The sequence below is a fragment of the Halomonas shantousis genome (genome assembly GCF_054654615.1).
In genome coordinates, this window is sequence record NZ_BAAIER010000002.1 from 3,781,004 (window position 1) to 3,805,638 (window position 24,635).

Here is a 24,635-nt window from a genome sequence, read left to right on the forward strand (position 1 = left end):
CGGACAGACATAAGCAAAACGCATATCCGCACAGAAGAAAGGCATTATTCGTCGATGCCGGGGAGTGACAGGATAGCTTCATCCGTCACCCACACAGGTTTTCCACGATGAATACTGAACGAGAAGCACGTACAGGTCTGGTCGTCAGCGCTCACTCTGCGGACTTCGTATGGCGAGCCGGTGGTGCTATCGCCCTGCATGCCAGGCAGGGCTACGACATGCATATCGTTTGCCTGTCCTTTGGCGAGCGCGGCGAGTCGGCCAAACTCTGGCGCCAAGGCAACATGACCGAAGAGAAGGTCAAGGCGGCACGCCGGGAAGAGGCCGAAGCCGCCGCACGCGAGCTGGGCGCCAGCGTGGAATTCTTCGATATCGGCGATTATCCCATGCGCACCGACAAGGACACCCTGTTCCGCCTGGCCGATGTCTATCGCCGTGTACAGCCGAGCTTCGTGCTCACCCATTCGCTGAAGGACCCTTATAACTACGACCATCCCCTGGCCACGAACCTGGCGCAGGAGGCGCGCATCATCGCCCAGGCGGAAGGCTACAACCCCGGCGAGAAGATCGTCGGTGCGCCGCCGGTATATTGCTTCGAACCGCACCAGCCGGAGCAGTGCGAGTGGCGCCCGGACGTGCTGCTGGATATCACCGAGGTCTGGGAGGACAAGTACCGCGCCATCCAGTGCATGGCCGGCCAGGAACACCTCTGGGAATACTACACCCGTGTCGCCCTGCAGCGCGGCGTCCAGGCCAAGCGCAACATCGGCATCACCTCGAACAAGAACATCCAGTATGCCGAGGGTTATCAGAGCATCTTCCCCCGCGTCACGGAGAATCTGTCATGAGCCATCTCCTGGAACGAACCGGCGTGGTCGTGCGCGACTTTCCGCGTGCCGACAGCGCCTTGATCGATGAACTGAACGACTACGGCGTCGCCACGGTGCACGAGGCCCAGGGCCGCAAGGGCCTGCTCGACCCCGCCCTGCGCCCCATTCAGCAGGACAAGGGCATCAGCGGTTCGGCGGTGACTGTCCTGGTCGCTCCCGGAGACAACTGGATGTTCCATGTGGCCGTGGAGCAGTGCCGGCCCGGTGACATTCTCGTCGTCGCGACACGCTCGCCCTGCATCGATGGCTATTTCGGCGACCTGCTCGCCACCTCGCTGCAGGCGCGTGGCGTGCGCGGCCTGGTCATCGACGCCGGCGTGCGCGACACGCGCACCCTGCGCGAGATGGGATTCTGCGTGTGGTCGCGTGCCGTCCACGCCCAGGGCACGGTCAAGGAGACGCTCGGCTCGGTCAACGTTCCGGTGATCTGTGCCGGCCAGTGGGTCAATCCCGGCGATATCGTCATCGCCGACGACGATGGCGTGGTCGTGGTACAGCGCGAGGAAGCCGCTTCCGTCATCGAGGCCAGCCGCAAGCGGGCCGATGCCGAGGAGCAGAAGCGCGTGCGCATGGCCAACGGCGAGCTGGGCCTGGACATCTACAACATGCGTCCGCGCCTGGCCGAGAAGGGACTGAAGTATTTCGATACCCTGAAGGATCTGGAGGACGGCAAGGAGGGCTCGGCATGAAACAGACCCGTGTCCCCTGCCTGCAGATGCGTGGCGGCACCTCCAAGGGGCTGTACTTTCTCGCCGACGACCTGCCGGCGGATCCGCAGCAGCGGGATGCGGTGCTGCTGGCCGCCATGGGCTCGCCCGACACGCGCCAGATCGACGGCCTCGGCGGCGCCACGTCACTGACCAGCAAGGTCGCCATCATCGACCGCCCCTCGCGGGACGATGCCGATCTCGACTATCTGTTCGCCCAGGTCGTCGTCGATCAGCCGCGCGTCGATTACGGTCAGAACTGCGGCAACATTCTCGCCGGAGTCGGTCCCTTCGCCATCGAGCGTGGCCTGATCTCGCCCCGCGGCGAGCTGACGCCGGTACGCGTGCACATGGTCAACACCGGGCAGATCGCCACTATCCATGTACCGACGCCCGACGGCCAGGTGGAATATCTGGGCCATGCCGCCATCTCGGGCGTGCCGGGCGAGGCCGCCCCGCTGATCATCGAGTTCCAGGATACCGCGGGTTCCAGCTGCGGCGCCCTGCTGCCCACCGGGCAGGCGCGCGACGTGTTCGATGGCGTCGAGGTCACCTGCATCGACAATGGCATGCCGGTGGTGATGCTGCGCGCCGCGGACCTGGGCATCAGCGGCAGAGAGAGTTGTGCCGAACTGGATGCCAACCAGGCGCTCAAGTCCCGGCTCGAGCGTATCCGTCTCGAGGCGGGTCCCCGGATGAATCTCGGCGATGTCAGCCAGCGTACCGTACCCAAGATGACGCTGATTTCCGAACCGCAAGGCAACGCCGCGCTGATGACACGGACCTTCATTCCGCATCGCTGCCACGAGGCCATCGGCGTACTGGGCGCCGTCAGCGTGGCCACCGCCTGCCTGCTGCCCGGCTCCGTGGCCGCGGACATGGCGCACACGCCCGAAGGCACGCGCAAGCGCCTGCCCATCGAGCATCCCACCGGCGAGTTCACCGTCGAGCTGACCCTCGGTGCCGACGGCCACGTCGAGCGGGCCGGCCTGCTGCGAACCGCGCGCCTGCTGTTCGATGGCAACGTACTGATTCCCCGGACCACCTGGGACGGCAAGCCGACGCCGGCCCCTCACGCAACGGAGTCTTCGCATGACCCTTCCTGATACGGACATGTTGCTACTGCCCGGCCTGCTCTGCGACGACGCCGTATGGGCCGGTCAGGTAGAGCGCCTGACCTCGCTGCGCTGTCGGATTTCCGATTACGGCGAAGCCGATTCCATCGAAGCCATGGCGGAACTCGTGCTTCGCCAGGCGCCATCCCGTTTCGTGCTCGCCGGCCACTCCATGGGCGGACGCGTTGCGCTCGAGATTTACCGTCGGGCGCCGCAACGGGTCACCCATTTGATTCTTCTGGATACCGGCTTCCGTTCACGCCCGGATGACGAGACCGGGACGCGTGAGGAACAGGCGCGCATGGCCCTGCTGGCACAGGCGCGCGAGCACGGCATGCGCACCATGGGCGAAGCATGGCTGCAGGGCATGGTGCATCCCGATCGGCTGAAGGATGAAGCGCTCCTCGGGTCGGTCCTGAAGATGATCGAATGCAAGACGCCTGCCGTCTTTGCCGCCCAGATCCAGGCATTGCTGGGCCGCCCGGACGCCACCCCCGTACTCGAGAGCATTCGCTGTCCCACGCTGCTGATCTGCGGCCGCCAGGATACCTGGAGTCCCCTCTCCCGCCACGAGGAGATGGCCGAGCTGATTCCGAACAGCCGTCTCGTGGTTATCGAAGAGGCGGGACACATGAGCCCCATGGAGCGACCGGAGGCGGTTGCCTCGGCCATTCATCACTGGCTGGAGGAGCAATGACAATGTCGTCACTGACCCGCGAAGAGCAGGCCTACATCGAGCACGCCTGCACGCGCCTGGTTCTGGATGCAGCCGACTTCACCGATCGCCAGGACTATGCCGGTCTCGCCGCGCTCTTTCAGGCGGATGGCCGGCTCTATCGTCCTACAGCGCCCGACACCCCTCTTGAGGGCCGCGAGGCGATTCTTGCCGCTTACCAGGCGCGTCCGAGCCAACGCATCACCCGGCACTTCTGCAGCAATATCCGCGTCACGGTGGCGTCCCCCGAGCGCGCCCGCGTGTGCTGTTATGTCCAGGTGTTCGCAGCCAACACCGAGCATGCCGCCGACGGCCATTTCGGTCTGCCGCTCGAGGGTCGCGTGATGATCGGCGAATTCGATGATGTCTGCAGCCTCGATCGGGGCGACTGGCGCTTCGCCGAACGTCATGCACGTTTCGTCATGTACCAGGGAGACTGACAATGTCGCACACGCTATCCATTGCCCTGATCGGCTTTGGCGAGGCCGGGGGTATTCTCGGCGCGGATCTCGCCGCTCGGCCGGATGTCACGCTGCAATGCTACGATCTGAAGCTCGACGATCCCCAGTACGCCGACGCCATGCGGCACAAGGCCCGGGAAGCCGGTGTCCTTTCCGCCGACACGCTGGCCCAGGCCCTGGACGGTGCCGAGCTGATCATTTCCGCGGTAACGGCCGAGTCGTCGCTGGAGGTTGCACAAGCCTGTAGTGCACAGCTGCGTCCCGGGCAGGTGTTTCTGGACATCAACTCCGTATCGCCGCAAACCAAACAGCACGCCCGTGACGCAGTGGAGCGCAGCGGTGCCGACTACCTCGATGTCGCCGTGATGGCCCCGGTGCCGCCGGCGCGCCTCAAGGTTCCCCTGCTGCTGGGCGGCAAGCGGGCCGACGAGTTTGCCGCAAGGCTCAACGCGCTCGGCCTGAACGCCAAGGCCGTCAGCGGCGAGGTCGGCGTCGCCTCGGCGATCAAGATGTGCCGCAGCGTCATGATCAAGGGGCTCGAGGCACTGACGCTGGAATGTCTGAGCACCGCCCGCCGTCACGGCGCCGAGGAGGCCGTGCTCGCCTCGCTGCATGGCAGCTTTCCTCACATGGGTTGGGATGCCGACCTGCCGGACTACCTGATCAGCCGCATCGCCGAGCATGGTGCACGGCGAAGCGCCGAGCTGCAGGAAGTGGCCAAGACCGTCGAGGAGGTCGGCGTCGAGCCGCGCATGTGCCTGGCCAGCGCCACCGTGCAACGCGGGCTCGTCGAGGCCATGCAGGCACAGGCCGTCACCTACGAGAATCTGAAGCCCTTTTCCTGGAGAGAGTTGGCCGACGCCCTGACGGCACCGCACATTCACAAGGAGTCACGCCATGACCGCCGATAATCAGGAGCGCTGGGGCATTCCCGGCACCTATGTGTTCGATCTGGCTCTGTCCCGTCAGGGATATCCCATCAACAAGATGTGCAATTCGCTCAAGGAGCCGGAAAACCGCGAAGCGTTCAAGGCCGACGAAGAAGCCTACATGACCCGTTACGGCCTGTCGGAGGAGCAGAAGCAGGCCGTTCGCGACCGCGACTGGCTGCGCCTGACGCAGCTCGGCGGCAATCTGTTCTTCTTTCTCAAGCTCGGCGCCACGCTGGGCTACGGCCTGTACACCATCGGCGCGCAGATGCGCGGCGAGAGTTACGAGCAGTTCATGGCCACCCGCAAGGTCCCAGGAGCAGTCTAATGGCAAAGATCGTCGCCGGTATCGGCTCTTCCCACGTGCCCTCCATCGGGCGCGCCTACGATCAGAAAAAACAGGCCGACCCGGCCTGGCAGCCGCTCTTCGAGGGCTACGAGCCGGTCAAGCGCTGGCTGGCCGAAGAGGTCAAGGCGGATATCGTCATTCTGGTCTACAACGACCACGGCACCGAGTTCTTTCTCGACCGTTATCCCACCTTCGCTCTCGGCGTCGCCGACACTTACAAGGTCGCCGATGAGGGCTACGGCAGACGTCCCCTGCCCGACTTCCCCGGCGACGCGGCGTTCTCGGAACATCTCGCCAACTCCTTGGTGGCGGACGAGTTCGACCTGACGCTGTGTCAGGAGATGGCGCTGGACCACGGCTTTCTGACCGCGATGCCGCTGCTCTGGGCGCACGACGAGAACGAGTGGCCGGTCAAGGTCGTGCCGCTGCTGGTCAACGTCATCCAACACCCGCTGCCGACCGGAAAGCGCTGCCACAAGCTGGGTCAGGCGATCCGCCGCGCCGTCGAAGCGTACCCCGAGGATCTGCGCGTCGTCGTGGTCGGCACCGGAGGGCTGTCGCACCAGCTCAACGGCGAACGCTTCGGCCATATCAACGAAGAGTGGGACCGCCAGTGGCTGCAGCGCATCCAGAGCGAGCCGGAGGCCCTGGCGTCGCTCTCTCACAAGGAGGTCATGACGGCTGCCGGCGCCGAGGGGGGCGAAGTGATCATGTGGTTCGTGATGCGCGGCGCCATGACGAAAGAGGTCAGGGAGATCCACCGCTTCTACTATGCCCCGATGACCACCGGCATGGCGCTCCTGGCCCTGGAAAACGCCGCAGAAGAGTCCACGGCCGACGAGTAACACGCCGGTCGGCCATGCGCGCACGAGAATGATTACGGCAATTGGCCGCCGTAATCATTTGCCGCCGCATCCAGATGGGCTTGCTGTACCCGATACGACGCGCGTCCGTGCCTGTCCTGTCGAACGGCACTATTTAACGTCCGAGGGCTCCAGGGACTCGTAGGGCAGGCCGACGTAATTCTCGGCGATAGTGCGTCGCCCGGCGTCGGAGCCGGTGTAGTAGTCGAGTTCGGCCTGCTGGATGCGGCGTTCGAAGTCCTCTTCAGCGGAGAACTTGTGCAGGATCGAGGTCATCCACCAGGAGAAACGCTCGGCTTTCCACACGCGGCGCAGGCAGGTTTCGGAGTAGCGCTCGATCAGGTCGGTACGATCTTCCTGATAGACCTTGACCATCAACCGGTAGAGCGTGTTGACGTCGCTGGCGGCGAGGTTGAGTCCCTTGGCACCGGTGGGCGGCACGATGTGGGCGGCGTCGCCGACCAGAAACAGGCGCCCGTACTGCATGGGCTCGGCGACGAAACTGCGCAGCGGGGCGATGCTCTTCTCGATGGACGGGCCGGTGACCAGCTTGGCGGCCACATCGTCGGGAATGCGCCGCTTGAGCTCCTCCCAGAAGCGCTCGTCGGACCAGTCCTCGACCTTCTCGCCTTCCGCCACCTGCACGTAGTAGCGGCTGCGGGTCTCGGAGCGCATGCTGCACAGCGCGAAGCCGCGCTCGTGATTGGCATAGATCAGCTCGTCGGACACCGGCGGGGTATCGGAGAGGATGCCCAGCCAGCCGAACGGGTAGACGCGTTCGAAAGTCTTCAGGCGATCAGCGGGAATGCAGGTACGCGAAACGCCATGGTAGCCGTCGCAGCCGGCCACATAGTCGCAGTCGAGCCGGTGCGTCTGGCCATCCTTCTCGTAGGTGACGTAAGGGGCCTCGCTGTCCAGGTCATGGGGCTGGACATTCTCGGCCTCATAGATCGTCGTCGCGCCAGCGGCTTCGCGGGCCTCCATCAGGTCACGGGTAACCTCGGTCTGGCCGTAGACCATGACCGTCTTGCCGCCGGTCAGGCCCTTGAGATCGATGCGTACGCGGCGATTGGCGAAGGCCAGTTCGAAGCCGTCGTGAGGCAGCCCTTCCTGCTCCATGCGGGTATCGACCCCCGCCTCGCGCAGCAGGTCGACCATGCCCTGCTCGAGCACGCCGGCGCGAATGCGCCCCAGCACGTACTCGCCGGAGCGACGCTCGACAATCACGTTGTCGATGCCCTGGCGGTGCAACAACTGTCCGAGCAGCAGGCCCGAGGGGCCGGCACCGATAATGGCGACTTGGGTCTTCATGAGGTTGGCCTCGTTCAGGGCGCCGCGTCATGCTCAGCTTGCCATTGGCGCGGCGTCGTCAGGGTATACTTGTATTTTTCGACGATCAGGACGCAACCAGAAGGCACTTTCCTCGCCAAAACCTGGATTTTCACAAGATCCACCATTAACTTTCGTCGTAGCCGCATTCGTCATCGCTGCAAAGGACAGGGCCATGTTGCATTCCCCCACACCGGAGACGATTCCCGTCTTCAAGCTGTATGGCGAAACCCACCACTGGCCCACGCCGGATCTGCTGCACTGCGAATCGATCGCCGAGCGCAGCCGCCTGCACGACTGGCATATCAGACCCCACCGCCATGGGGATCTGGTGCATCTGCTGCACATTCAGTCCGGCAAGGTGGAGCTGCACCTGGAGGGCGCCCAATTGCAGCGCGAAGGGCCGCTTCTCATCGTCATTCCCGAGCTGGCCATTCACGGATTTCGTTTCTCGCGCAACGTCGATGGTCATATCATCACCCTGGCCCGGCCTCTGGCCACCGAGCTGATCGATCGTCTCGATCATCAGGGCGATGCATTGCGCAAGCCCGCCTGCTATCGGTTGGATGACATCGAACAGGCAAATGTCGCGGCACTGGTCATGGCACTACGACAGGAATATCTGCGCCAGGCACCGGGGCGCGACATGCTGCTGCATTCGCTGATCGGCGCACTGAGCGTGTACGCGGCCCGCCAGCGCCAGGGCAGTACTCGCCGGCGCCCGCGTCTGGATCCCGGGCTGGGGCATCTGACGCGGTTCCAGGCGCTGGTCGACGAACGTTTCAGTCAACAGCCCAGCATCGAGACGCTGGCCGCGCAGCTCGGCATCACCTCGGCGCATCTCAACACGCTCTGCCGACGCCTCGCGGGACGCAGCGCCCTGCAACTGCTGCACGAACGCCTCCTGCTCGAAGCCAAGCGACACCTCACCTATACCAACATGACCATCAGCGAGGTGGCCGAGCGACTGGGATTCTCCGAGCCGGCCTACTTCAGTCGCTTTCTCAAGCGACACACCGGGCTCTCGCCTCGACAGTTCCGCCAGCGGCAGTAGCCCGCCGAGGACATGGCGCCGACGCTAGGCCCCGCCTCGCCCCTGCGTCGGGATATTGGTGGCATCGCCGAGACCGAACAGCTTGCCGTAGCGCAGACCGATATAAGCATGCTCGCGCATCAGCATCTCCGCCCGAGCGCTTTCACCGTTGGCCAGCGCCTCGAATACCAGCTGGTGCTGCAGGTGAGCCAACCGCAGCTTCTCGTATTCCCGCCCCAGCGCCTGGGTATCCATGATGATCGAGTCCGACGAGGCGAACGGCAGGTGATTGTTGCGGGTGATGGCGTCGCCGATCGCCATGCTGTGGGTCGCCTCGATGATGGTGGTATGGAAGCGGCCGTTGAGCGAACTCCAGCAGGCGATATCCTCCTCGGTAAGGTAGCCCTTGCTCAGTAAGGCGGCACTCTCCTCCAGGCACCTCAGCAACTGAGCACGGATCTCTTCCGACATGCCCCGTTCGGCCAGGCGACGCGCCGCCAGACCTTCCAGCACGCCCCGCACCTCCAATGCGCAGAGCACATCCTCTTCGGTGAACTCACGGACAAAGAAGCCGCGCTTGCCCGCCTTCTGCAACAGGCCTTCCTGCTCCAGCGTGCGGAAAGCCAGGCGAATCGGCGTGCGTGACACGCCAAAGCGCTCCGCCACGGGGATCTCGGCGAGTCGCTCGCCGGGGGCATAGTCGCCCTCGACAATCAGCCTGCGCAGGCTGGCAATGACACTGGCGGTATCTTTACTCACATCATCTTCCTGTCTCGATAGGAGAAAAAGAGGGGCGGTCTGACACCGCGATTGGATCCAAAACAGCCCATCGATGCTGTGGCGAATAGCCCGAAACCTTGACGAACATCATGCCAGCGATGCGTTTAGACCAATGTCTAATCAAGACGCATCGTGTCATTTCGAGAAACCCTCCTCCAGGGTGTAAACAGCAAGTAGCTGAAAAAAAATGAATTTTCATCGACTCAACAGCAAGAAACATCAGGACCTGTTTAGCCTTCACCAAAAGTCTAAATAGTCACCACCCTGTTTCGTGTCCACCATGAAGGCAATCGGCTTGACAATCAAAATGCCGACATACAACAAGCTTGGATCCAATAAGCACTTAATACCTACATGACACCTGACCACCGTGATGACAGCCTCAGCGAGGAGAAAAACAATGTTCCCCAAGAATACCTGGTACGTTGCCTGCACCCCTGATGAAGTCGTGGACAAGCCGCTGGGCCGTACGATCTGCAACGAACAGATCGTCTTCTTTCGTGCCGAACAAGGCAAGATCGCGGCCGTCGAGGACTTCTGTCCGCACCGTGGCGCCCCGCTATCGCTCGGCTTCGTGCGTGACGGCCAACTGGTGTGCGGCTACCACGGCCTGGAGATGGGCTGCGACGGCAAGTGCTCGAGCATGCCGGGGCAACGCGTGCGCGGCTTTCCTGCCATTCGCAGCTATCCGGTCGTCGAGCGTCACGGCTTCATCTGGGTCTGGACCGGCGATGCCGAGCTGGCCGACCCCGACAAGATCCCCGAACTGATCTGGGCCGACAATCCCGACTGGGCGTACGGTGGCGGCCTGTACCATATCAACTGCGACTACCGTCTGATGATCGACAATCTCATGGACCTGACCCATGAGACCTATGTGCACGCCACCAGCATCGGTCAGCCGGAAATCGAGGAAGCCTCTCCGGAAACCAAGGTCAACGGTGAAGAAGTTCTCACCATCCGTCACATGGAGAACATTCCGGCACCGCCCTTCTGGCACACTGCGCTGAAGGCGGCCCTGGGCGACGACAACCTGCCCGAGGATGTCGCCGTGGATCGCTGGCAGATCTGTCACTTCACCCCCCCCAGCCACATCCTGATCGAAGTCGGCGTCGCGCTGGCCGGCAAGGGCGGCTACGACGCCCCCAACGACGCCAAGGCCTCGAGCGTCGTGGTCGACTTCATCACGCCCGAGACGGACACCTCGATCTGGTACTTCTGGGGCATGGCGCGCAACTTCAACCCGCAGGACGAAGCGCTCACCGCCAAGATCCGCGAGGGACAGGGCAAGATCTTCGCCGAGGACCTGGAGATGCTCGAGTCCCAGCAGAAGAACCTGCTCAAGTATCCGGATCGTCGCTTGCTCATGCTGAATATCGATGGCGGCGGCGTTCAGGCCCGACGCATCATCGACCGCATCCTGACGGCGGAACGGGAGCAGTCATCCAGCGCCGCCGTCGCCAGCTAAGCGCTCTTCTTCCCATCATCTCACAATGCATGGTCCGGGCTCATGGCGCCCGGACCATGCATAGCTTGCCGGCCCCTACCGACAAGAGGTACCGATCATGAGCAGCAACGATACGCTTTCCCTGTTCGTCCAGGTCACGAAAAAGCACAAGGAAGCCGAGGACATCTACAGTTACGAGCTGGCCGATCCGCACGGACGCCCCCTGCCCGCCTTCAGTGCCGGCGCGCACGTGGATGTCCGCATCAAGGAAGGGCTGGTCCGCCAATACTCGCTGTGCGGTCATCCCCAAGAGCGTGACCGCTATCTGATCGGCGTGCTGCGGGAGCCCGCGTCGCGCGGCGGCTCCGAGGCCATGCACGACGAGGTCCATGAGGGCGATCTCCTGCAGATCAGCGCCCCCAAGAATCACTTCCCGCTGGAGCCCGCCAAGCGCACGCTACTGTTTGCCGGCGGTATCGGCGTCACCCCCATCCTGTGCATGGCCGAACGACTGTCGCACACCGATGCCCAGTTCGAAATGCACTACTGCTCACGCTCCCGGGGGCGCATGGCCTTTGTCGATCGCATCGAACAGTCCTCCTATGCCGAGCATGCCCATCTTTACCATGACGACACGCCCGACGCCGGCAAGCTCGACGTCGCCGCGCTGGTCGCCGAGCCCGATGCCGATACGCACATCTACGTCTGCGGTCCCAGCGGCTTCATCGATCACGTGATGGCGACCTGCAAGGCCCAGGGCTGGCCGAGCGAGCAGTTGCATACCGAGTACTTTGCCGGTGCCGTGCAGGACACTTCCGACGATGAAAGCTTCGAGGTCAAGATTGCCAGCAGCGGTGCCTCATTCACCGTGCCCAAGGACAAGAGCGTCTATGAAGTACTGAGCGAGAACGGCATCGAGATCATGGTCTCCTGCGAACAAGGGGTCTGCGGCACCTGCCTGACCCGCGTGCTCGAGGGCGAGCCCGATCATCGCGATCTGTACCTGGACGACGACGAGCATGCCGCGAACGATCAGTTCACCCCCTGCTGCTCGCGCGCCAAGAGCAAGACTCTCGTGCTCGATTTGTAATTCTGGTTCCATACTCCCCGACTCATCACTGGACGTCACGCCGATTCCCCGCGGCTGGCGTCTCACGCTCCCTTTCTCTAGCAGAGGTTCCGAAATGACGACATCGGATCCCCGTGACCTGATCAAGACGAGGGCCATGACGCCCTATCAGGTCTGGATAGTCGCGCTGTGTACCCTGATCGCCGCGCTGGACGGCTTCGACGTGCTGGTCATGGCTTTCACCGCCCCGGCGATTGCCGCGGACTGGGGCGTAAGCGGTGCATCGCTGGGCATCCTGTTCAGTGCCGGCCTGCTCGGCATGGGCATTGGCGCCTTCCTGGTCGCTCCGCTGGGCGACCGTCTCGGACGTCGCCCCACGGTACTGCTGTGCCTGTTTCTGCTGCTCGCCTCGATGCTGCTGTCGGCAGTCACCACCAGCGTCTATCAGCTATTTACGGCCCGCCTGGTTACCGGAGTCGGTGTCGGCGCGATCCTGGCAACCGTCAATATCGCTGTCACCGAATATGCCAACGACCGCCGCCGCAGCCTGTGCAACGCCATCATCTCGCTGGGCTATCCGGTCGGTGCGACGCTGGGCGGGCTGATTTCGGTCTTCCTGATCGATGCCTATGGCTGGCGTGCCCCCTTCGTCTTCGGCGGAGCCGTGGCCCTGGTGCTGTTTCCGCTGATCTGGGCGAGCTTTCCGGAGTCGCTCGACTTCCTGCTCGAACGCCAGCCCGGCAATGCACTGAGCAAGGCCAACCGCATCCTGCCCAAGCTCGGGCTGGAAACGCTGCGTGAACTGCCACCCAAGCGCGAGATCAGGGTGGAGAAGTCGCGCCCGCTCGAGCTGCTCAGCGGCGCGTGCCGGGTGCCGTTTCTGGCCGCCTGCGGCATCTATTTCTGCGTGATGATGACGTTCTACTTCATGGTCAGCTGGACACCCAAGATCCTCACCGATGCCGGCCTGAGCCTGAGCGGCGGGATTTCCGGTTCGATGCTGCTGAGCATCGGTGGCGCCATCGGCTGCCTGCTCTACGGGTTGCTGGCTGCCCGTCTCGGCGCCAAGCGCCTGGCCGCCGGAGTGCTGGTGGCGCTGTTCGCCATGATGATGCTCTTTGCCAACATTCCCTACGAACCGCTGCTGCTGGTCAGCGTCGCACTGGTGCTGGGCTTCTTCCTGTACAGTGCCATCGCCGTGCTCTACGTGGTGATTCCCACCACCTTCCCGGCCACGCTGCGCAGCACCGGCACGGGGCTGGCAATGGGCATGGGCCGTGTCGGCTCGGTGGTTGGCCCGGCCATGGCGGGTCTGCTGATCGATGCCGGCTGGGAGCGTCCGATGTACTTCATGGTACTCGCCGCACCGCTGATTCTCGCCGCCCTGCTGCTGCAGGCACTGAGCACGCGGACCGCGACCGACGCCCCCGCGCAGGTGCCGACGGCCGAGGCGGGCTGAGCGTCCACGTCAGACACACCGCCACAAAAAAGAGCCGCTGCCCATTAGGGCAGCGGCTCTTTGCACTGCTCGACGAGATGTATCCTTAGGCTACCTTGCCGGCTTTCGTTTCCGACTCCTGCTTTTTCCGCTCTTGCTCCCGCTCGATCAGTTTGCCGAGCACCTTTCTGACCTTCACCGGGGCGACATCATTACTCATCAGCACGGGGTTGAGGCTGAAGAAATCCGTCGTCTTCATCTCCTTGTGCACCGCCTCGATGATCGGCACGTCCTCATCCTCGAAAGCAGCATGCATGGCCTTGATCTTCTGCGCGTTGTATTCGGCGTCTTCTTCACGGTGGTTGCGTCGTGTGGCGAAGAAGTAATGAGTACGGTCCTGCGTTTCCGGCGTAGTGGTATGCAGATCGTACTGACCGATACAGCCGTCGAGATCCAGCTTATCCTCGGGATTCTGAGTCGCTCCGACCGATAGCTGTATGTTGGCCGGTGGTGTCCAGATAATTTCGAAGAAATGTCGAGCCTCTCCTTCCGGATCGGGCAGGAACTGATTGATGATCAGCATGGCTGGCGTCTGCCGCCATTCCCAGCGAGCCGTTACGCCGTGGTCGCTATCCTTGACTTGCGGCACCAGCGGCGTGAGCTGGCCGCGGGTGGTGATGATCTCGCCATGCACGTGATCGATATGGCTCAAGTCCATCACGTTGTCGATGATGAGCTGGTAGTTGCCATTAACGGGCATATAAGTATAGCCAACGCTGTTCGGGTGGCCGCTGACCAGTTCACTGTAGTCGGGGACTTGGTCGAAGTCGGCAGGCTCGTCCCCCATCCAGATCCAGATGAAACCGTCACGCTCCACCAACGGGAAACTACGCACCTGAGCGGCCTTGGGAATATGACCGTTGCCATGCGGATTGCGGGTACATTGGCCAGAACAGTCGAAGCGCAGTGCATGGTAAAGGCAGACGACCTCATCGCCTTCGCGCCATCCCATATGCAGGGGCGCAAAACGATGCGGACAGCGGTCGTGGATGGCGACGGGAGTACCGTCCTGCTTGCGATAGAACAGTACCGGAGTGTCGAGCAGCGTGCGGGGAAACAGTTGTTCGGCATCGATCTCCTGGGACAGGGCGGCAACGTACCAGGTATTCATCAGATAAGAGTTGTGGCGTTCCGTTTGCATCTCGTGACTCCTCGTTTCGCTTTTTGGACTATTTGTGACGCGAGACGCTGACCCTCGGGCCAGCGAAGACGCTCGGTTGCGAGCCTGGCTGCGGACTCGGACTGACTAGAATGCGAGTACTAGGCGCGGGGACTTGGCACGCGAGCAACAGGGAGTGAACCCCTTGCCGGCGGCATGCTCCTCATCGCTGAAGATCATGTCGCGATGGTCCGGCTCGCCTTCCACGACCTGCATGGCACAGGTGCCGCAAATGCCCTGCTCACAGGACAGCGGCACATCGACACCGCCGGCCAGGAGTGCCTCGGCCACCGTCTGGTCCGCCGCGACTCGGATGACTTGACCGGTGCCGGCCAGCTCGACCTCGAACGAGCCGTCCTCGGCCATGTCGGCTGTGGTGCCTGCAAAGTACTCCAGGTGAATGCAGTCATCCGACCAGCCCAGCCGTTTCGCACTGGCAATGACGTAGCTCATGAAACCTTGCGGGCCACACACGTAAAGGTGCGTCTCTTCGTCGGCATCGGCGAGCGCCGCATCAATGTCGAGGTGCTGCGTCGCGTCGCCGTCATCGAAATGAACATGCACCCGATCGGCAAAAGCGGATGCCTCGATTCGCTTCAGGAAGGCAGTGCGCGTAGGCGAGCGCGAGCAGTAGTGCATCGTGAAATCCGCACCGCTGCGTGTCAGTGCATCCGCCATCGACAGAATCGGCGTCACACCGATACCACCTGCAAACAGCAACGTGCGCTGTGCAGGCACCAGGGCGAAGTGATTGCGCGGCGAGCCAATGCACAGAGCGTCGCCTTCATGAATGTCGCGGTGGGCACATTCAGAGCCGCCCCGACCCGCCGGATCAAGCAGAACGGCGATCTCGTATACGACGGATTGCGAAGCATTGTTCAATAGCGAGTACTGGCGGACCAGGCCATTCGGCAATTCGACGTCGATATGCGCGCCAGGCGTGAACGCCGGCAGTGGCTCTGCCGTGACCGACACGAGCTCCAGCCCCATGATGGCCTCTGCAACGAGTGACTTGCGACGTACCCGGACAGTCAGTTTCCCTTCCATCTTTCCTCTCCGTTCCATAACGTTTCCGGACATGACCGTCAGAATGGCTTGGTCAACGTCAGGCGCAGCATGTCGCCCTGGGACCGGTCGCGAGCTTCGTACTCATTCAGGTAGGCGGCGTTCAGTCCCAGGCCCAGCCCGGGCCAGAAATAGCCGGCTTCGGCTCCGATGGCGTGCTGCTCGGCCTTGTCGTCGGGCTGGCCGGTGGGCACATCCTCGTCGCGCTCCAGTTGCCAGGCGTCATAGCCGATCAGCCCCAGCTCCAGACCATTGTCGAGGCGTCGGCCCAGCCCCCACTCGATGCTCAAGCTGTCGCCCGGGGTAATGCCGGTATCGTCCTGCTCGCCATTGATCTCGTAGCGCGACAACGCCGAGAACGACCATCGCCTGGCATCGTCGAAATAGACGGTACCGCCCAGGGTCAGCATGGTGGTACGAAAACCCTTGCCGGTGGAGACGGTATCTTCGACATCGTAATCGGAGGTGTCGAACCACTCGCCGGCGGCAAACACGGCATCCCAACGCGTGCCGTGCCAGCCCAGCACCAGCGGACTCAGGAAGATGTCGCCGACACCGCTATCGTCGTCCTTGATACCGACGGCGTCGAAATCCAGCGAAGTGCGTTGCAGCGGGACGATGGCCTCGGCGCCGTAATCGGCCCCGAGAAACTGCTGGTCGCTGATCCACACCAGGCGGCTGACCAAGGCAGTGACTGAGCCGTCATTGTCGCCCGGCAGATCGTGGCCGTCGGCATCGTTCAGCGAGTCGATCCGGTAATGCAGCAGATAGGCTCGGTAATAGAGACCGGGAGAAGGTACGGTCGCGGCACGTAGCCCCTCGACCCCGGGCACATAGTGGCCATTGACGGCCAGGGCGTTGTCGACGAGCAGACAGCTGCCCAAGGCCATCGCGGCGGCCGACAGAGAGAGTCGCATAAGAACGTCCTTTGACTTTTATTATTGTTGCTTGCCCGGCACCGGCATTCCGGTACCGGCCGGCTGGCGTTCCGGCAAGGCTTACTTGACCGCGGTAGCGCCCGGCTCGGATTGGCCTTGCGCCTGGGCCTCCAGGGCACGCAGCCGCTGATGACGCTGTTCCTGCTCCGGCGCCGTGGCGGGCTTGAGTTCGAAGTCGAAACGCACTTCGGCGAAAGGCCCCTCCAGACCTCGCACTCTGGCTTCGGCCGGATCCTCGACATGCCTGACCTCGGCGATCAATTCGTCGCGCGTGGCGTAGGCGAAGTCATCGTGCAGATAGGCATCGCCGGCCAAGTTGATCTGGGTGGTCAGGTGCGTGTAGCCCGGTGCCGAGACGAAGAAGTGGATATGCGCCGGACGCTGGCCATGTCGGCCGAGGCGGTCGAGCAACTGCTGTGTGGCGCCGTCGGGCGGGCAACCGTAGCCGGAAGGCACGATGCTGCGTACCCGGTAGCGGCCTTCGGCGTCGGTCTTGACGCGCCGCCGAAGGTTGTACTCCGATTGCGAGCTGTCGAAATAGGAGTAGTTGCCCTTGCTGTCGGCATGCCAGATGTCGACGATTGCCCCCGCGATCGGCTGCCCCTGGACGTCGCGGATCTGGCCTTCCAGCCACATGAGCTCCCCCTTGTCGACACCATCGTCCATGCGCGCGAAACCTTCATGCAACGGGGCGCCGGCCACGTACAGTGGGCCTTCGATGGTGCGCGGCGTGCCGCCCAGACGTCCGGTCCGTTCGTCTTCGGCATCCATACGCATGTCCAGATAGTGCTCGATGCCCAGGCCGGCGGCCAGCAGTGCGGTTTCCTTGCGGGTGCCGAGCTCGTTGAGGTAGTTCACCGCGGTCCAGAACTCCTCGGGGCGTACATCGAAGTCCTCGATCAGGCGGAACAGATCGCCGCACATACGATGCATGATCTGCTTGAAGCGCTCGTCGCCCGCATGGCTTTCGAAACCGCTGACCCGTTTCAGGAACGCTTGCGTTTCAGGTGAGTTGACGAGTTGTACGGTCATGGAGTGTTACCTCGGGTTGTGGTGGCTTGTTGTTATTGGCTGCTTCAGTGAGTTGGCGTGTTTCTATCAACTATCGTCGTCGCGAATCGACGACGGATGCCGACACAGGGGACTAACGCTGAGCTCCATGTAGGGAAACAGCGGCAGCCCGCTGATGAGTTCCTGCAGCTCGGCGTTGTCCGCCACGTCGAAGACGCTGACGTTGGCGTAGCTGCCGGCGACTCGCCACAGATGTCGCCACTTGCCCTGACGTTGCAGCTGCTGGGAGTAGTCCTTCTCGGTAGCCTTGATCCGACTGGCCTGCTCGGCCGACATGTCGGGTGGCAACTTGACGGTCATCTCGACCTTGAACAGCATCGGCTTTCCTCCTTTCTCCAGAGTGCTCGTGATGGTGACGGCCGGCTCAGGCATCCTGGCGGCGATAGAAGGCCAGCTTGTCCTCGTCGAGGGCGACGCCGAGCCCCGGCCCGCCGGGCAGATCGACACCAAACTCGTGGTAATGCAGCGGTTCGGCGACGATATCGTCCTTGAGCAACAGCGGGCCGAACATCTCGGTGCCCCACGTCATGGGCGGCAGGGTGGCCCAGGCGTGCAGGGCGGCGGCGGTGCCGATGGTGCCCTCCAGCATGGTGCCGCCATAGAGGCCGATACCGGCGGCCTGGGCAACGCTGGCGAGTTCCAGCGCCCCAAGCGGACCGCCGGCCTTGGCGATCTTCAGCGCAAAGGCTCCACTAAAGCCGGCCGCGGCCAGATTGAACCCGTCACTGGCGTCGGCCACCGCCTCGTCGGCGAGCATGGGCACGACGAAGCGTTCGGCCAGGCGCACCAGGCCGGTATGCTGTCGGGCGGGAATCGGTTGTTCGACGAGCGCGATGCCGGCATCTTCCAGCGCGGCAATGCCGCGCACTGCCGTGGCTTCGTCCCAGGCCTGGTTGATGTCGACGCGGATGCCGGCACGCTCGCCCACGGCCGCCTTGATGGCACTGACGTGGCGCACATCGTCATCCACGTCGTTGGCGCCAATCTTGAGCTTGAAGTCGCAGTGGCGGCGGTCGTCGAGACGCTGAAACGCCTCGTCGATGTCGCGCTGTGTGTCGCCGCTGGCCAGGGTCCACAGCACCGGCAGGTGCGTCTGGCGGGCGCCGCCCAGCAGCTCGGCCACCGATAGTCCGAGGCGCTTGCCCTGCAGGTCGAGCAGCGCCGTTTCCAGCGCCGACTTGGCGAAACCGTTGCCCTTGACGTGACGCTGCATGCGCGCCCGCAGGACGTTGAGGTTGGCTGTCGGCTGGCCGACCAGCAGCGGCGCCAGGTAGGCGTCGATGTTGCGCTTGATGCTTTCAGGACTCTCCGGGCCGTAACTCAGGCCGCCGATGGTGGTCGCCTCGCCAAGCCCCTCGAGGCCGTCGGAGTCACGCAGGCGAACGAGCATCAGGGTCTGGCAGGCCATGGTGGCCATCGATAGCTTGTGCGGCCGAATCGTCGGCAGGTCGACCAGCAGGGTTTCGATAGAAGCGATGATGGCGGGCATGGTGATTCCGGCAAGGCAGTGAACGATTGACGACAGTTTGATTGCCGGCCACTACGGAAACCAATATCGTTTAGGTGCCTTGCCATACCCTGGAGGTATCATGGAACTGCGCCACCTACGCTACTTCTGCGCGGTCGCCGAGGAACTCAACCTGACTCGTGCGGCCCAGCGAATGCACATGGCACAGCCACCTCTGACCCGGCAGATCAAGCAGTTGGAAGCGGAGCTGGGCACAGCACTGTTCCGGCGCCACACCCGCGGCCTGGCCCTGACTCCCACCGGGCAGTTCTTCTACGAACACGCCCTGCAGATTCTCGAGAAGATGGACACTACCATCGCCGCGACCCGACGCCTGGCGCGCAGCGGCAAGCAGTTGCTCGGCATCGGCTTCGTCCCCTCGATCTTCTACAGCGAGCTGCCGGTGCTGATCCGCCAGTTGCGACAAAAGGAGGACATTGAACTGACGCTGAGCGAGCTGACCACGATCCAGCAGGTGCAGGCGCTGAAGGCCGGGCGCATCGACATCGGCTTCGGTCGGCTGCGCATCGATGACCCCGAGGTCGAACAAGAAGTGCTCTTCGACGAGCCAATCATCGCCGCCCTGCCCCGCTCGCACCCGTTGAGCGGTACCACGCCGACCCTGGCCGACCTCGCCGGATATCCGCTGATCGTCTATCCGGCCACGCCCCGTCCGAGCTACGCCGATGTCGTTCTGGGCCTGTTTCGCCGCCGCGGGCTCAAGGTGACGGTCATTCAGGAAGCCAACGAGCTCCAGACGGCCATCGGCCTGGTAGCATCGGAGATGGGCTTCACCCTGGTTCCCGAGCAGGTCAAGCGCCTGCAGCGCGACGATATCGCCTACGTGCCCCTGGCCGAGCAGCACATCACCTCGCCGATCTTGTGCAGCCGGCGCAAGGAACCCCCCTCGGCGCTTTTACGCCACGTCGATGTCCTGTTGCAGGCCCTGGTCGTTCACCATCGACAAGGTTGAGGCCGGTCATCTACAACAACGCCGCGCCCCAGCGGGGCGCGGCGTGATACGACAAGTGGCGTCAGCTCGAGCGTTCAGAAATCGAAGAACACCGTTTCGCCTTCGCCGCGCAGACGAATGTCGAAGCGATAGCGCACCTTGCCGCCCTCGCTCTCCTCGCGCCTGGCGATCAGCGTCTTGCGCCGCGACTCGGACTCCACCGCATTGAGAATTGGGCAGGCGGCGTTGGCCTCGGCCTCGTCCTCGAAATACAGCCGCGTGTTCAGCTGCATGTTGATGCCCCGGGCGAAGACCGCCAGGTTGATGTGCGGTGCCTGTGGCTTGCCTTTGCAGCCCGCGACGACGCCCGGCTTGACGGTGACCAGCGACCACTCGCCGCCGGACTCCACGGTGGTGGCGGTACGCCCGAAGCTGTTGAACGGCTTCTCGAGATCATAGTCGCACTGGTACTCGCCGTTGGCATCGGCCTGCCAGGCTTCGATGAAGGTATCGCGGACCAGATCGCCGCTGCCGTCGATCACCGTACCGACGATCTCGATGAGCTGGCCCTCGGCCTCCGACGTGGCCATGCGGTTCCAGATCTCTTCCTGGCGGGGCGGCAGACCGGCGATGTTCAGCGCCAGGCCGATGTGCACGTACGGACCGGCGGTCTGCGAGGCGGTTTCACGCAGCATGAGCTCGGTGGTCGGCGTTGAGTTCGGCTGTTTCATGACATTCCCCTCACACGTTCTCGAAGTAGGTCTGCAGTTCGCCACGCGTCACGATATCGAAGCGATAGGCCAGGCAATCCATGGGCCGGCTGTGGGCCATGTCGAGGCGGCCGACCATGGTCTGCACGGCTTCCGGGTCGTTGAGGGTGCGCACGATGGGGCAGATCGGGATCAGCGGATCGCCCTCGAAGTACATCTGGGTAATCAGCCGCGTGGAGATCGACGGTCCCATCACCGAGACGTGGATATGCGACGGGCGCCAGGTGTTGATGCCGTTCGGCCACGGGTACGGGCCGGGTTTGATGGTGCGGAAACGATACCAGCCATCCTCGTCGGTCAGACAGCGGCCCACCCCGCCGAAGCTGGGATCGAGCGGCGCCAGGTACTGGTCCTTCTTGTGACGGTAGCGGCCGCCGGCATTGGCCTGCCACATTTCGACCAGCGTATGCGGCACCGGCTTGCCGAACTGGTCGGTGATACGGCCGAACATGATGATGCGTTCACCGACCGGCAGGCTGCTGCTGAGGCTGCCTTGATGCTCGGGATTCTCGCGGAAGTTGAGCAGCAGGTCGTTGTCGTGCGGTCCCATGCGCAGATGCCGGAAGTCGGGACCGCTGGTCTCCGACACCGACGGCGACTGCAAGCTGACCAGCGGCAGGCTGGGCGAGCGAGCCACGGCGGTCTTGTAGCCGGGCGTATAGGCGACGGGATGCCAGGTACGGTCGCGCTCGACGAAGCGCTTGCCTTCGTTCAGGGGCATGGTTATCTCCTTTGAGTGCCTTTGTTATGCGGCATATTGTCGCCCACTGGAAAGATTAACCAAGTGAAAATTCGCCCACCCTGCATAACCCACAGGTTATGTCACGATCCAGGTCATGCTTTGCGGCTCGCCTGCCCAACGCAACTATTTCATAGCATCACGGTCAGTACCGCGTACACGGTCCTATCCCGGAGTCCTGCCATGCTGATCCGCTCACGCCACCGTCTTTCCCTTGGCGAGAACGACGTTACCCCCGAGTCGATCTATCTGTCGCGCCGCAAGTTTCTGGGCGGTGTCGCCGGGCTAGGGCTGGCAGCAGGCCTGCCGCGTGCCGCGCTGGCCGGCCCCGGCTACGAAGACGTAACCAAGGCGAAAGGCCCCGAATGGTTCGAGGCCCGGTTGGCCGACACCCGCTGGAACGCGATCACGACAGAGGACAAGGTCACGCCGTTCGACGATGCGACCCACTACAACAACTTCTACGAGTTCGGCAGCGACAAGAGCGACCCGGCGCGTTATGCCGGCCAGCTCAAGACCGTGCCGTGGACGGTGACCGTCGACGGCGAGGTGGGCAAACCTGGCCAGTATGCGCTCGAGGATCTGATTACGCCGAGTCGCTTCGAGGAGCGGGTCTATCGGCTGCGCTGCGTCGAGGCCTGGTCGATGGTGATCCCCTGGTTGGGCATTCCACTGGCCGACGTGATCCAGCGTGCCGAGCCTACCGGCAAGGCCAAGTACGTGCGCTTCGAGACGCTGGAGGACCCCAAGCAGATGCCCGGTCAGGCATCGCGTTTCGGGCTGATCGATTGGCCTTATCGCGAAGGCCTGCGCATGGATGAGGCCATGCATCCGCTCGCCTTCCTCGCCGTCGGCATGTACGGACGCGTGCTGCCCAACCAGAACGGGGCGCCGCTCCGCCTGGTAGTGCCCTGGAAGTACGGCTTCAAGAGCATCAAATCGATCGTACGCGTCTCGCTGGTCGAGTCCCGGCCCGAGACGTCGTGGCACATGCTGGCCCCCAGCGAATACGGTTTCTATGCCAACGTCAATCCCGACGTCGACCACCCACGCTGGAGCCAGGCTACCGAACGCCGCCTGCCCAACAGCCTGTTCAGTCCCAACGTCATCGACACCCTGCCTTTCAACGGCTATGCCGACGACGTCGCGAGTCTCTATCAGGGCATGGATCTACGGAAGTTCTATTGATGGCAGGACAACCCCGGCACATTCTCGCTTGGCGCCTGCTGGTCTTCGTGGCTGCACTAGCGCCGATCTGCTGGTGGGCCTACCACGTGGCGATCGGCGCCGCAGGCCCAGAGCCAGGACGCTACCTGCTGCTCAATCTGGGCCAGGGTGCACTGATCCTGCTGCTGTGCACGTTGAGCCTGACGCCGCTGACGCGGTTGACACGCTGGAAGGGCTTCAGCGTGATCCGCCGTCAGTTGGGGTTGTGGACGTTCGGCTACGGCGTGCTGCACTTGCTCTGCTACCTGCTGTTCATCCTCGGACTCAACTGGACGGCACTCGGCGAGGACCTGCAGAAGCGCCCCTATATCATCGTCGGCGCCCTGGCACTGCTGATCCTGCTGGCCCTGGCGGTAACCTCCAACCGCTACGCCATGCGCAAATTGGGCAAGCGCTGGAAGCCACTGCACAAGGCGGTCTATCTGGTGTTGGCCCTGGTGCTACTGCATTTCCTGTGGATCGTACGCGCGGACCTGACGGAGTGGAGCGTTTACGCCGCGGTGGCCTTGGCGCTGATGCTACTGCGCATCCCCACGGTCGCCCGGCGCCTGTCGCGGCTAGGTGGACGCATGAGGCACGTCCGCGCCTGATCTGACCCGTTCCTACCAAGTTTAGGGGTCGCGCTTGCCGGCCAGATCGCGCAACTGCTCGATCAGGCGCTCGGCGGCCGGCGACAGGGCCCGGGTCGCATTGATGCACAACCCGACCGAGCCGCCATGTGCCTCGATATCGATAGGCAAGCGGACCAGTCGTCCCTCGGCCAGATCGCTATGCACGGCATCCAGCGGCGCGACCCACAGCGCGTCGGTGCGCTGCACATAACGCCGGCTCAAGGTCAGCGACAGCGTTTCCAGTGCGACGGGCGGCGGCGGGCCACCCTGCTCGACCCAGAAACGTTCGACCTGTTCGCGCAGCGTGGTCGGCGCCGGTGGCACTACCCAAGGATAGTCGCCCAGCAGGTCGACACTCAACTGCGCACGCGGCAGGCGCTCCAGGGCGTGCCCGGCGCGAGCCATCAGCACCAGCGGTTCGTGGTAGAGATGCTCGAAGCTGAACCCCCGGCTCTCCCGCGCCTCGCTCATGCGCCCGACGACCAGATCCAGCTCCCCCAACCCGAGCTGCGAGAGCAGATAGGCACTCGGTCCGGAATGCACCTGCAGGCGGATCTCGGGAAATTGCGCATGCAGGGCCTGGGCCGCCTGCGGCAACAACCCCTGCTCCACCGTCGACAGGGCGCCGATCCGCACAACGGCTTCGTTGCTCGCCGGCTGGCGTACCGCGGCCAGTCCCTCCTGGAGCAGATTGATCGCTGGCCCGGCGTAACGCAGCAGAGCCATGCCCGAGGGGGTCAGCGTTACGCCACGTGGCCCGCGCTCGAACAATGATGCGGCAACCGCCTCTTCCAGTTCACGGATGGTCTTGGACATGGCCGGCTGGGTAATGGCCAGGGTATCGGCCGCCCGGGCGAAACTGCGCTGCCTAGCGACTTCCAGAAAGGCCTGCAAATGACGTAGCTTGATGCGAGGGCTGAGCATAGTCAGCTCGCCAACAGGCGACGCGTACCCAGCATCGCCACGACGCTCACCGCCAGCGTGGGCAAGAATGCCAGCGCCACATCACCACTGACATCGTTGAACCAGCCAGCCAGCACAGTAATCGCGAAGACCAGCAGATAACCGAAGCACAGCAGATCGCTCATCAGACGCGTACCTGCTCGACACTGACCAGCCAGGCAGGCAGCGCCGGTACGAACATGGACAGCGCGCTGGGTAGTCATGCTCAGCGGCCAGCGCTTGCCCAGTAGGCGGCCGGCCCGGATCACCTGCAGCGTTGAAGACAACATCTGCGCGGCGTTGGGCGACGCCAAGCCGGGGTCGAGCCGCACCATGGGCGCTGTCAGGGAGTCAGACATGGCGTCATCTTTTGTCAATTAGCGGCAGTAGCCAGGCGACAGGCGCCCAACGTAGGGCCGATCACCATCTCCGTCCCGCGCATCGCTGTCAATTGGCCTTACGTCTGCGC

Annotated in this window: 28 protein-coding genes; 15 read left to right on the plus strand and 13 right to left on the minus strand. The window is 63.5% G+C overall.

The genetic code is table 11. From position 1 onward, the window contains the following. Positions 1-107 precede the first annotated feature (107 nt). The 8 genes from galB to ACYQ12_RS17900 are packed head-to-tail and all read left to right on the plus strand — an operon-like array spanning position 108 to position 6,011. The gene (gene galB, locus ACYQ12_RS17865; protein WP_459874306.1) at positions 108-848 is read left to right on the plus strand and encodes a 4-oxalmesaconate hydratase; all 741 of its coding nucleotides are present in this window, start codon (positions 108-110) and stop codon (positions 846-848) included. After that, the gene (locus tag ACYQ12_RS17870; RefSeq protein ID WP_459874308.1) at positions 845-1,579 is read left to right on the plus strand and encodes a 4-carboxy-4-hydroxy-2-oxoadipate aldolase/oxaloacetate decarboxylase; all 735 of its coding nucleotides are present in this window, start codon (positions 845-847) and stop codon (positions 1,577-1,579) included. The genes galB and ACYQ12_RS17870 overlap by 4 nt, the downstream gene beginning before the upstream one ends. Further along, positions 1,576-2,703: a 4-oxalomesaconate tautomerase gene (locus ACYQ12_RS17875; RefSeq protein WP_459874309.1), complete on the plus strand. Its 1,128-nt coding sequence runs from the start codon at positions 1,576-1,578 to the stop codon at positions 2,701-2,703. The genes ACYQ12_RS17870 and ACYQ12_RS17875 overlap by 4 nt, the downstream gene beginning before the upstream one ends. Continuing rightward, positions 2,690-3,409 (plus strand): alpha/beta fold hydrolase, encoded by a 720-nt coding sequence (locus tag ACYQ12_RS17880; RefSeq protein ID WP_459874310.1) that lies wholly within the window; start codon positions 2,690-2,692, stop codon positions 3,407-3,409. The genes ACYQ12_RS17875 and ACYQ12_RS17880 overlap by 14 nt, the downstream gene beginning before the upstream one ends. 2 nt (positions 3,410-3,411) lie before the next feature. Next, a complete protein-coding gene (locus ACYQ12_RS17885; RefSeq protein ID WP_459874311.1) occupies positions 3,412-3,867 on the plus strand; it encodes a nuclear transport factor 2 family protein in 456 nt (151 codons plus the stop codon). Positions 3,868-3,869: 2 nt separating this feature from the next. After that, the gene (locus tag ACYQ12_RS17890) at positions 3,870-4,799 is read left to right on the plus strand and encodes an NAD(P)-dependent oxidoreductase (protein WP_459874312.1); all 930 of its coding nucleotides are present in this window, start codon (positions 3,870-3,872) and stop codon (positions 4,797-4,799) included. Next, the gene (locus tag ACYQ12_RS17895; RefSeq protein ID WP_459874313.1) at positions 4,786-5,145 is read left to right on the plus strand and encodes a protocatechuate 3,4-dioxygenase; all 360 of its coding nucleotides are present in this window, start codon (positions 4,786-4,788) and stop codon (positions 5,143-5,145) included. Before ACYQ12_RS17890 ends, ACYQ12_RS17895 begins: the two co-directional genes overlap by 14 nt. Continuing rightward, complete coding sequence (locus ACYQ12_RS17900; RefSeq protein ID WP_459874314.1) at positions 5,145-6,011, plus strand: class III extradiol dioxygenase family protein; 867 nt, start codon at positions 5,145-5,147, stop codon at positions 6,009-6,011. The genes ACYQ12_RS17895 and ACYQ12_RS17900 overlap by 1 nt, the downstream gene beginning before the upstream one ends. Before the next feature lie 129 nt (positions 6,012-6,140). Here the strand turns inward: ACYQ12_RS17900 and pobA are convergent, their stop codons facing one another. Together pobA and ACYQ12_RS17910 are read right to left on the minus strand one after the other, a co-directional pair. Beyond that, positions 6,141-7,340 carry a 4-hydroxybenzoate 3-monooxygenase gene (pobA, locus tag ACYQ12_RS17905; RefSeq protein WP_459874315.1) on the minus strand — a complete coding sequence of 400 codons (1,200 nt, stop codon included), beginning with the start codon at positions 7,338-7,340 and terminating at the stop codon, positions 6,141-6,143. A gap of 33 nt (positions 7,341-7,373) precedes the next feature. Further along, a complete protein-coding gene (locus ACYQ12_RS17910) occupies positions 7,374-7,535 on the minus strand; it encodes a hypothetical protein (protein WP_459874316.1) in 162 nt (53 codons plus the stop codon). On the opposite strand from ACYQ12_RS17910, the gene ACYQ12_RS17915 reads away from it, so the two are divergent. Next, positions 7,534-8,412 carry a helix-turn-helix domain-containing protein gene (locus tag ACYQ12_RS17915; RefSeq protein WP_459874317.1) on the plus strand — a complete coding sequence of 293 codons (879 nt, stop codon included), beginning with the start codon at positions 7,534-7,536 and terminating at the stop codon, positions 8,410-8,412. The two genes, ACYQ12_RS17910 and ACYQ12_RS17915, sit on opposite strands and share 2 nt — an antisense overlap. Before the next feature lie 24 nt (positions 8,413-8,436). Here ACYQ12_RS17915 and ACYQ12_RS17920 read toward each other — a convergent pair whose 3' ends face one another. After that, positions 8,437-9,150 (minus strand): GntR family transcriptional regulator, encoded by a 714-nt coding sequence (locus ACYQ12_RS17920; RefSeq protein WP_459874318.1) that lies wholly within the window; start codon positions 9,148-9,150, stop codon positions 8,437-8,439. Positions 9,151-9,571: 421 nt separating this feature from the next. On the opposite strand from ACYQ12_RS17920, the gene ACYQ12_RS17925 reads away from it, so the two are divergent. From ACYQ12_RS17925 to ACYQ12_RS17935, 3 genes are all read left to right on the plus strand, one after another. After that, positions 9,572-10,639 carry an aromatic ring-hydroxylating dioxygenase subunit alpha gene (locus ACYQ12_RS17925; RefSeq protein ID WP_459874319.1) on the plus strand — a complete coding sequence of 356 codons (1,068 nt, stop codon included), beginning with the start codon at positions 9,572-9,574 and terminating at the stop codon, positions 10,637-10,639. Between the two features lie 97 nt (positions 10,640-10,736). Continuing rightward, on the plus strand, positions 10,737-11,708 hold the full coding sequence (locus ACYQ12_RS17930) for a PDR/VanB family oxidoreductase (RefSeq protein WP_459874320.1): 972 nt from the start codon (positions 10,737-10,739) through the stop codon (positions 11,706-11,708). Positions 11,709-11,802: 94 nt separating this feature from the next. After that, positions 11,803-13,146, plus strand: coding sequence for an MFS transporter (locus tag ACYQ12_RS17935; RefSeq protein WP_459874321.1), 1,344 nt, complete (start codon positions 11,803-11,805; stop codon positions 13,144-13,146). An 85-nt stretch (positions 13,147-13,231) separates the two neighbouring features. Here ACYQ12_RS17935 and ACYQ12_RS17940 read toward each other — a convergent pair whose 3' ends face one another. The 6 genes from ACYQ12_RS17940 to ACYQ12_RS17965 form a co-directional block, all read right to left on the minus strand. Continuing rightward, entirely contained in the window at positions 13,232-14,326 is a 1,095-nt protein-coding gene (locus ACYQ12_RS17940) for a Rieske 2Fe-2S domain-containing protein (protein WP_459874322.1), read from the minus strand. Between the two features lie 105 nt (positions 14,327-14,431). Then, the gene (locus ACYQ12_RS17945) at positions 14,432-15,391 is read right to left on the minus strand and encodes a PDR/VanB family oxidoreductase (protein ID WP_459874323.1); all 960 of its coding nucleotides are present in this window, start codon (positions 15,389-15,391) and stop codon (positions 14,432-14,434) included. 38 nt (positions 15,392-15,429) lie between these two features. Next, positions 15,430-16,326 (minus strand): SphA family protein, encoded by an 897-nt coding sequence (locus ACYQ12_RS17950; protein WP_459874324.1) that lies wholly within the window; start codon positions 16,324-16,326, stop codon positions 15,430-15,432. An 81-nt stretch (positions 16,327-16,407) separates the two neighbouring features. Next, a complete protein-coding gene (gene catA / locus ACYQ12_RS17955; protein WP_459874325.1) occupies positions 16,408-17,379 on the minus strand; it encodes a catechol 1,2-dioxygenase in 972 nt (323 codons plus the stop codon). A 66-nt stretch (positions 17,380-17,445) separates the two neighbouring features. Further along, positions 17,446-17,736, minus strand: coding sequence for a muconolactone Delta-isomerase (catC, locus tag ACYQ12_RS17960; protein WP_459874326.1), 291 nt, complete (start codon positions 17,734-17,736; stop codon positions 17,446-17,448). 46 nt (positions 17,737-17,782) lie between these two features. Further along, positions 17,783-18,907 (minus strand): muconate/chloromuconate family cycloisomerase, encoded by a 1,125-nt coding sequence (locus tag ACYQ12_RS17965; RefSeq protein WP_459874327.1) that lies wholly within the window; start codon positions 18,905-18,907, stop codon positions 17,783-17,785. Between the two features lie 100 nt (positions 18,908-19,007). Here ACYQ12_RS17965 and ACYQ12_RS17970 point away from each other — a divergent pair, with 100 nt between their 5' ends. Further along, on the plus strand, positions 19,008-19,898 hold the full coding sequence (locus ACYQ12_RS17970; RefSeq protein WP_459874328.1) for a LysR family transcriptional regulator: 891 nt from the start codon (positions 19,008-19,010) through the stop codon (positions 19,896-19,898). Between the two features lie 74 nt (positions 19,899-19,972). Here the strand turns inward: ACYQ12_RS17970 and pcaG are convergent, their stop codons facing one another. Then, positions 19,973-20,608, minus strand: coding sequence for a protocatechuate 3,4-dioxygenase subunit alpha (gene pcaG, locus ACYQ12_RS17975; protein WP_459874329.1), 636 nt, complete (start codon positions 20,606-20,608; stop codon positions 19,973-19,975). Positions 20,609-20,618: 10 nt separating this feature from the next. Then, complete coding sequence (gene pcaH / locus ACYQ12_RS17980) at positions 20,619-21,368, minus strand: protocatechuate 3,4-dioxygenase subunit beta (protein ID WP_459874330.1); 750 nt, start codon at positions 21,366-21,368, stop codon at positions 20,619-20,621. Between the two features lie 201 nt (positions 21,369-21,569). On the opposite strand from pcaH, the gene msrP reads away from it, so the two are divergent. Further along, positions 21,570-22,574 (plus strand): protein-methionine-sulfoxide reductase catalytic subunit MsrP, encoded by a 1,005-nt coding sequence (msrP, locus tag ACYQ12_RS17985; RefSeq protein WP_459874331.1) that lies wholly within the window; start codon positions 21,570-21,572, stop codon positions 22,572-22,574. Then, positions 22,574-23,203 carry a protein-methionine-sulfoxide reductase heme-binding subunit MsrQ gene (gene msrQ / locus ACYQ12_RS17990; protein ID WP_459874333.1) on the plus strand — a complete coding sequence of 210 codons (630 nt, stop codon included), beginning with the start codon at positions 22,574-22,576 and terminating at the stop codon, positions 23,201-23,203. The genes msrP and msrQ overlap by 1 nt, the downstream gene beginning before the upstream one ends. A gap of 21 nt (positions 23,204-23,224) precedes the next feature. On the opposite strand, the gene pcaQ is transcribed toward msrQ, so the two are convergent. Together pcaQ and ACYQ12_RS18000 are read right to left on the minus strand one after the other, a co-directional pair. Next, positions 23,225-24,148: a pca operon transcription factor PcaQ gene (pcaQ, locus tag ACYQ12_RS17995; RefSeq protein ID WP_459874334.1), complete on the minus strand. Its 924-nt coding sequence runs from the start codon at positions 24,146-24,148 to the stop codon at positions 23,225-23,227. Positions 24,149-24,150: 2 nt separating this feature from the next. Then, positions 24,151-24,525: a hypothetical protein gene (locus ACYQ12_RS18000; RefSeq protein ID WP_459874335.1), complete on the minus strand. Its 375-nt coding sequence runs from the start codon at positions 24,523-24,525 to the stop codon at positions 24,151-24,153. Between the last annotated feature and the right edge of the window lie 110 nt (positions 24,526-24,635).

Excerpts from the sequence above, each read along its gene's own strand:
- ACYQ12_RS17890 (WP_459874312.1), top strand. The coding sequence starts at position 3,870 with ATGTCGCACACGCTATCCATTGCCCTGATCGGCTTTGGCGAGGCCGGG.
- ACYQ12_RS17945 (WP_459874323.1), bottom strand. The coding sequence starts at position 15,391 with ATGGAAGGGAAACTGACTGTCCGGGTACGTCGCAAGTCACTCGTTGCA.
- catC (WP_459874326.1), bottom strand. The coding sequence starts at position 17,736 with ATGCTGTTCAAGGTCGAGATGACCGTCAAGTTGCCACCCGACATGTCG.
- pcaH (WP_459874330.1), bottom strand. The coding sequence starts at position 21,368 with ATGCCCCTGAACGAAGGCAAGCGCTTCGTCGAGCGCGACCGTACCTGG.
- ACYQ12_RS17885 (WP_459874311.1), top strand. The coding sequence starts at position 3,412 with ATGTCGTCACTGACCCGCGAAGAGCAGGCCTACATCGAGCACGCCTGC.
- ACYQ12_RS17900 (WP_459874314.1), top strand. The coding sequence starts at position 5,145 with ATGGCAAAGATCGTCGCCGGTATCGGCTCTTCCCACGTGCCCTCCATC.
- ACYQ12_RS17915 (WP_459874317.1), top strand. The coding sequence starts at position 7,534 with ATGTTGCATTCCCCCACACCGGAGACGATTCCCGTCTTCAAGCTGTAT.
- ACYQ12_RS18000 (WP_459874335.1), bottom strand. The coding sequence starts at position 24,525 with ATGTCTGACTCCCTGACAGCGCCCATGGTGCGGCTCGACCCCGGCTTG.
- ACYQ12_RS17935 (WP_459874321.1), top strand. The coding sequence starts at position 11,803 with ATGACGACATCGGATCCCCGTGACCTGATCAAGACGAGGGCCATGACG.
- ACYQ12_RS17965 (WP_459874327.1), bottom strand. The coding sequence starts at position 18,907 with ATGCCCGCCATCATCGCTTCTATCGAAACCCTGCTGGTCGACCTGCCG.
- ACYQ12_RS17970 (WP_459874328.1), top strand. The coding sequence starts at position 19,008 with ATGGAACTGCGCCACCTACGCTACTTCTGCGCGGTCGCCGAGGAACTC.
- msrQ (WP_459874333.1), top strand. The coding sequence starts at position 22,574 with ATGGCAGGACAACCCCGGCACATTCTCGCTTGGCGCCTGCTGGTCTTC.
- ACYQ12_RS17930 (WP_459874320.1), top strand. The coding sequence starts at position 10,737 with ATGAGCAGCAACGATACGCTTTCCCTGTTCGTCCAGGTCACGAAAAAG.
- ACYQ12_RS17895 (WP_459874313.1), top strand. The coding sequence starts at position 4,786 with ATGACCGCCGATAATCAGGAGCGCTGGGGCATTCCCGGCACCTATGTG.
- ACYQ12_RS17870 (WP_459874308.1), top strand. The coding sequence starts at position 845 with ATGAGCCATCTCCTGGAACGAACCGGCGTGGTCGTGCGCGACTTTCCG.
- pobA (WP_459874315.1), bottom strand. The coding sequence starts at position 7,340 with ATGAAGACCCAAGTCGCCATTATCGGTGCCGGCCCCTCGGGCCTGCTG.
- ACYQ12_RS17880 (WP_459874310.1), top strand. The coding sequence starts at position 2,690 with ATGACCCTTCCTGATACGGACATGTTGCTACTGCCCGGCCTGCTCTGC.
- pcaG (WP_459874329.1), bottom strand. The coding sequence starts at position 20,608 with ATGAAACAGCCGAACTCAACGCCGACCACCGAGCTCATGCTGCGTGAA.
- ACYQ12_RS17940 (WP_459874322.1), bottom strand. The coding sequence starts at position 14,326 with ATGCAAACGGAACGCCACAACTCTTATCTGATGAATACCTGGTACGTT.
- pcaQ (WP_459874334.1), bottom strand. The coding sequence starts at position 24,148 with ATGCTCAGCCCTCGCATCAAGCTACGTCATTTGCAGGCCTTTCTGGAA.
- ACYQ12_RS17910 (WP_459874316.1), bottom strand. The coding sequence starts at position 7,535 with ATGGCCCTGTCCTTTGCAGCGATGACGAATGCGGCTACGACGAAAGTT.
- catA (WP_459874325.1), bottom strand. The coding sequence starts at position 17,379 with ATGACCGTACAACTCGTCAACTCACCTGAAACGCAAGCGTTCCTGAAA.
- galB (WP_459874306.1), top strand. The coding sequence starts at position 108 with ATGAATACTGAACGAGAAGCACGTACAGGTCTGGTCGTCAGCGCTCAC.
- ACYQ12_RS17875 (WP_459874309.1), top strand. The coding sequence starts at position 1,576 with ATGAAACAGACCCGTGTCCCCTGCCTGCAGATGCGTGGCGGCACCTCC.
- msrP (WP_459874331.1), top strand. The coding sequence starts at position 21,570 with ATGCTGATCCGCTCACGCCACCGTCTTTCCCTTGGCGAGAACGACGTT.
- ACYQ12_RS17925 (WP_459874319.1), top strand. The coding sequence starts at position 9,572 with ATGTTCCCCAAGAATACCTGGTACGTTGCCTGCACCCCTGATGAAGTC.
- ACYQ12_RS17950 (WP_459874324.1), bottom strand. The coding sequence starts at position 16,326 with ATGCGACTCTCTCTGTCGGCCGCCGCGATGGCCTTGGGCAGCTGTCTG.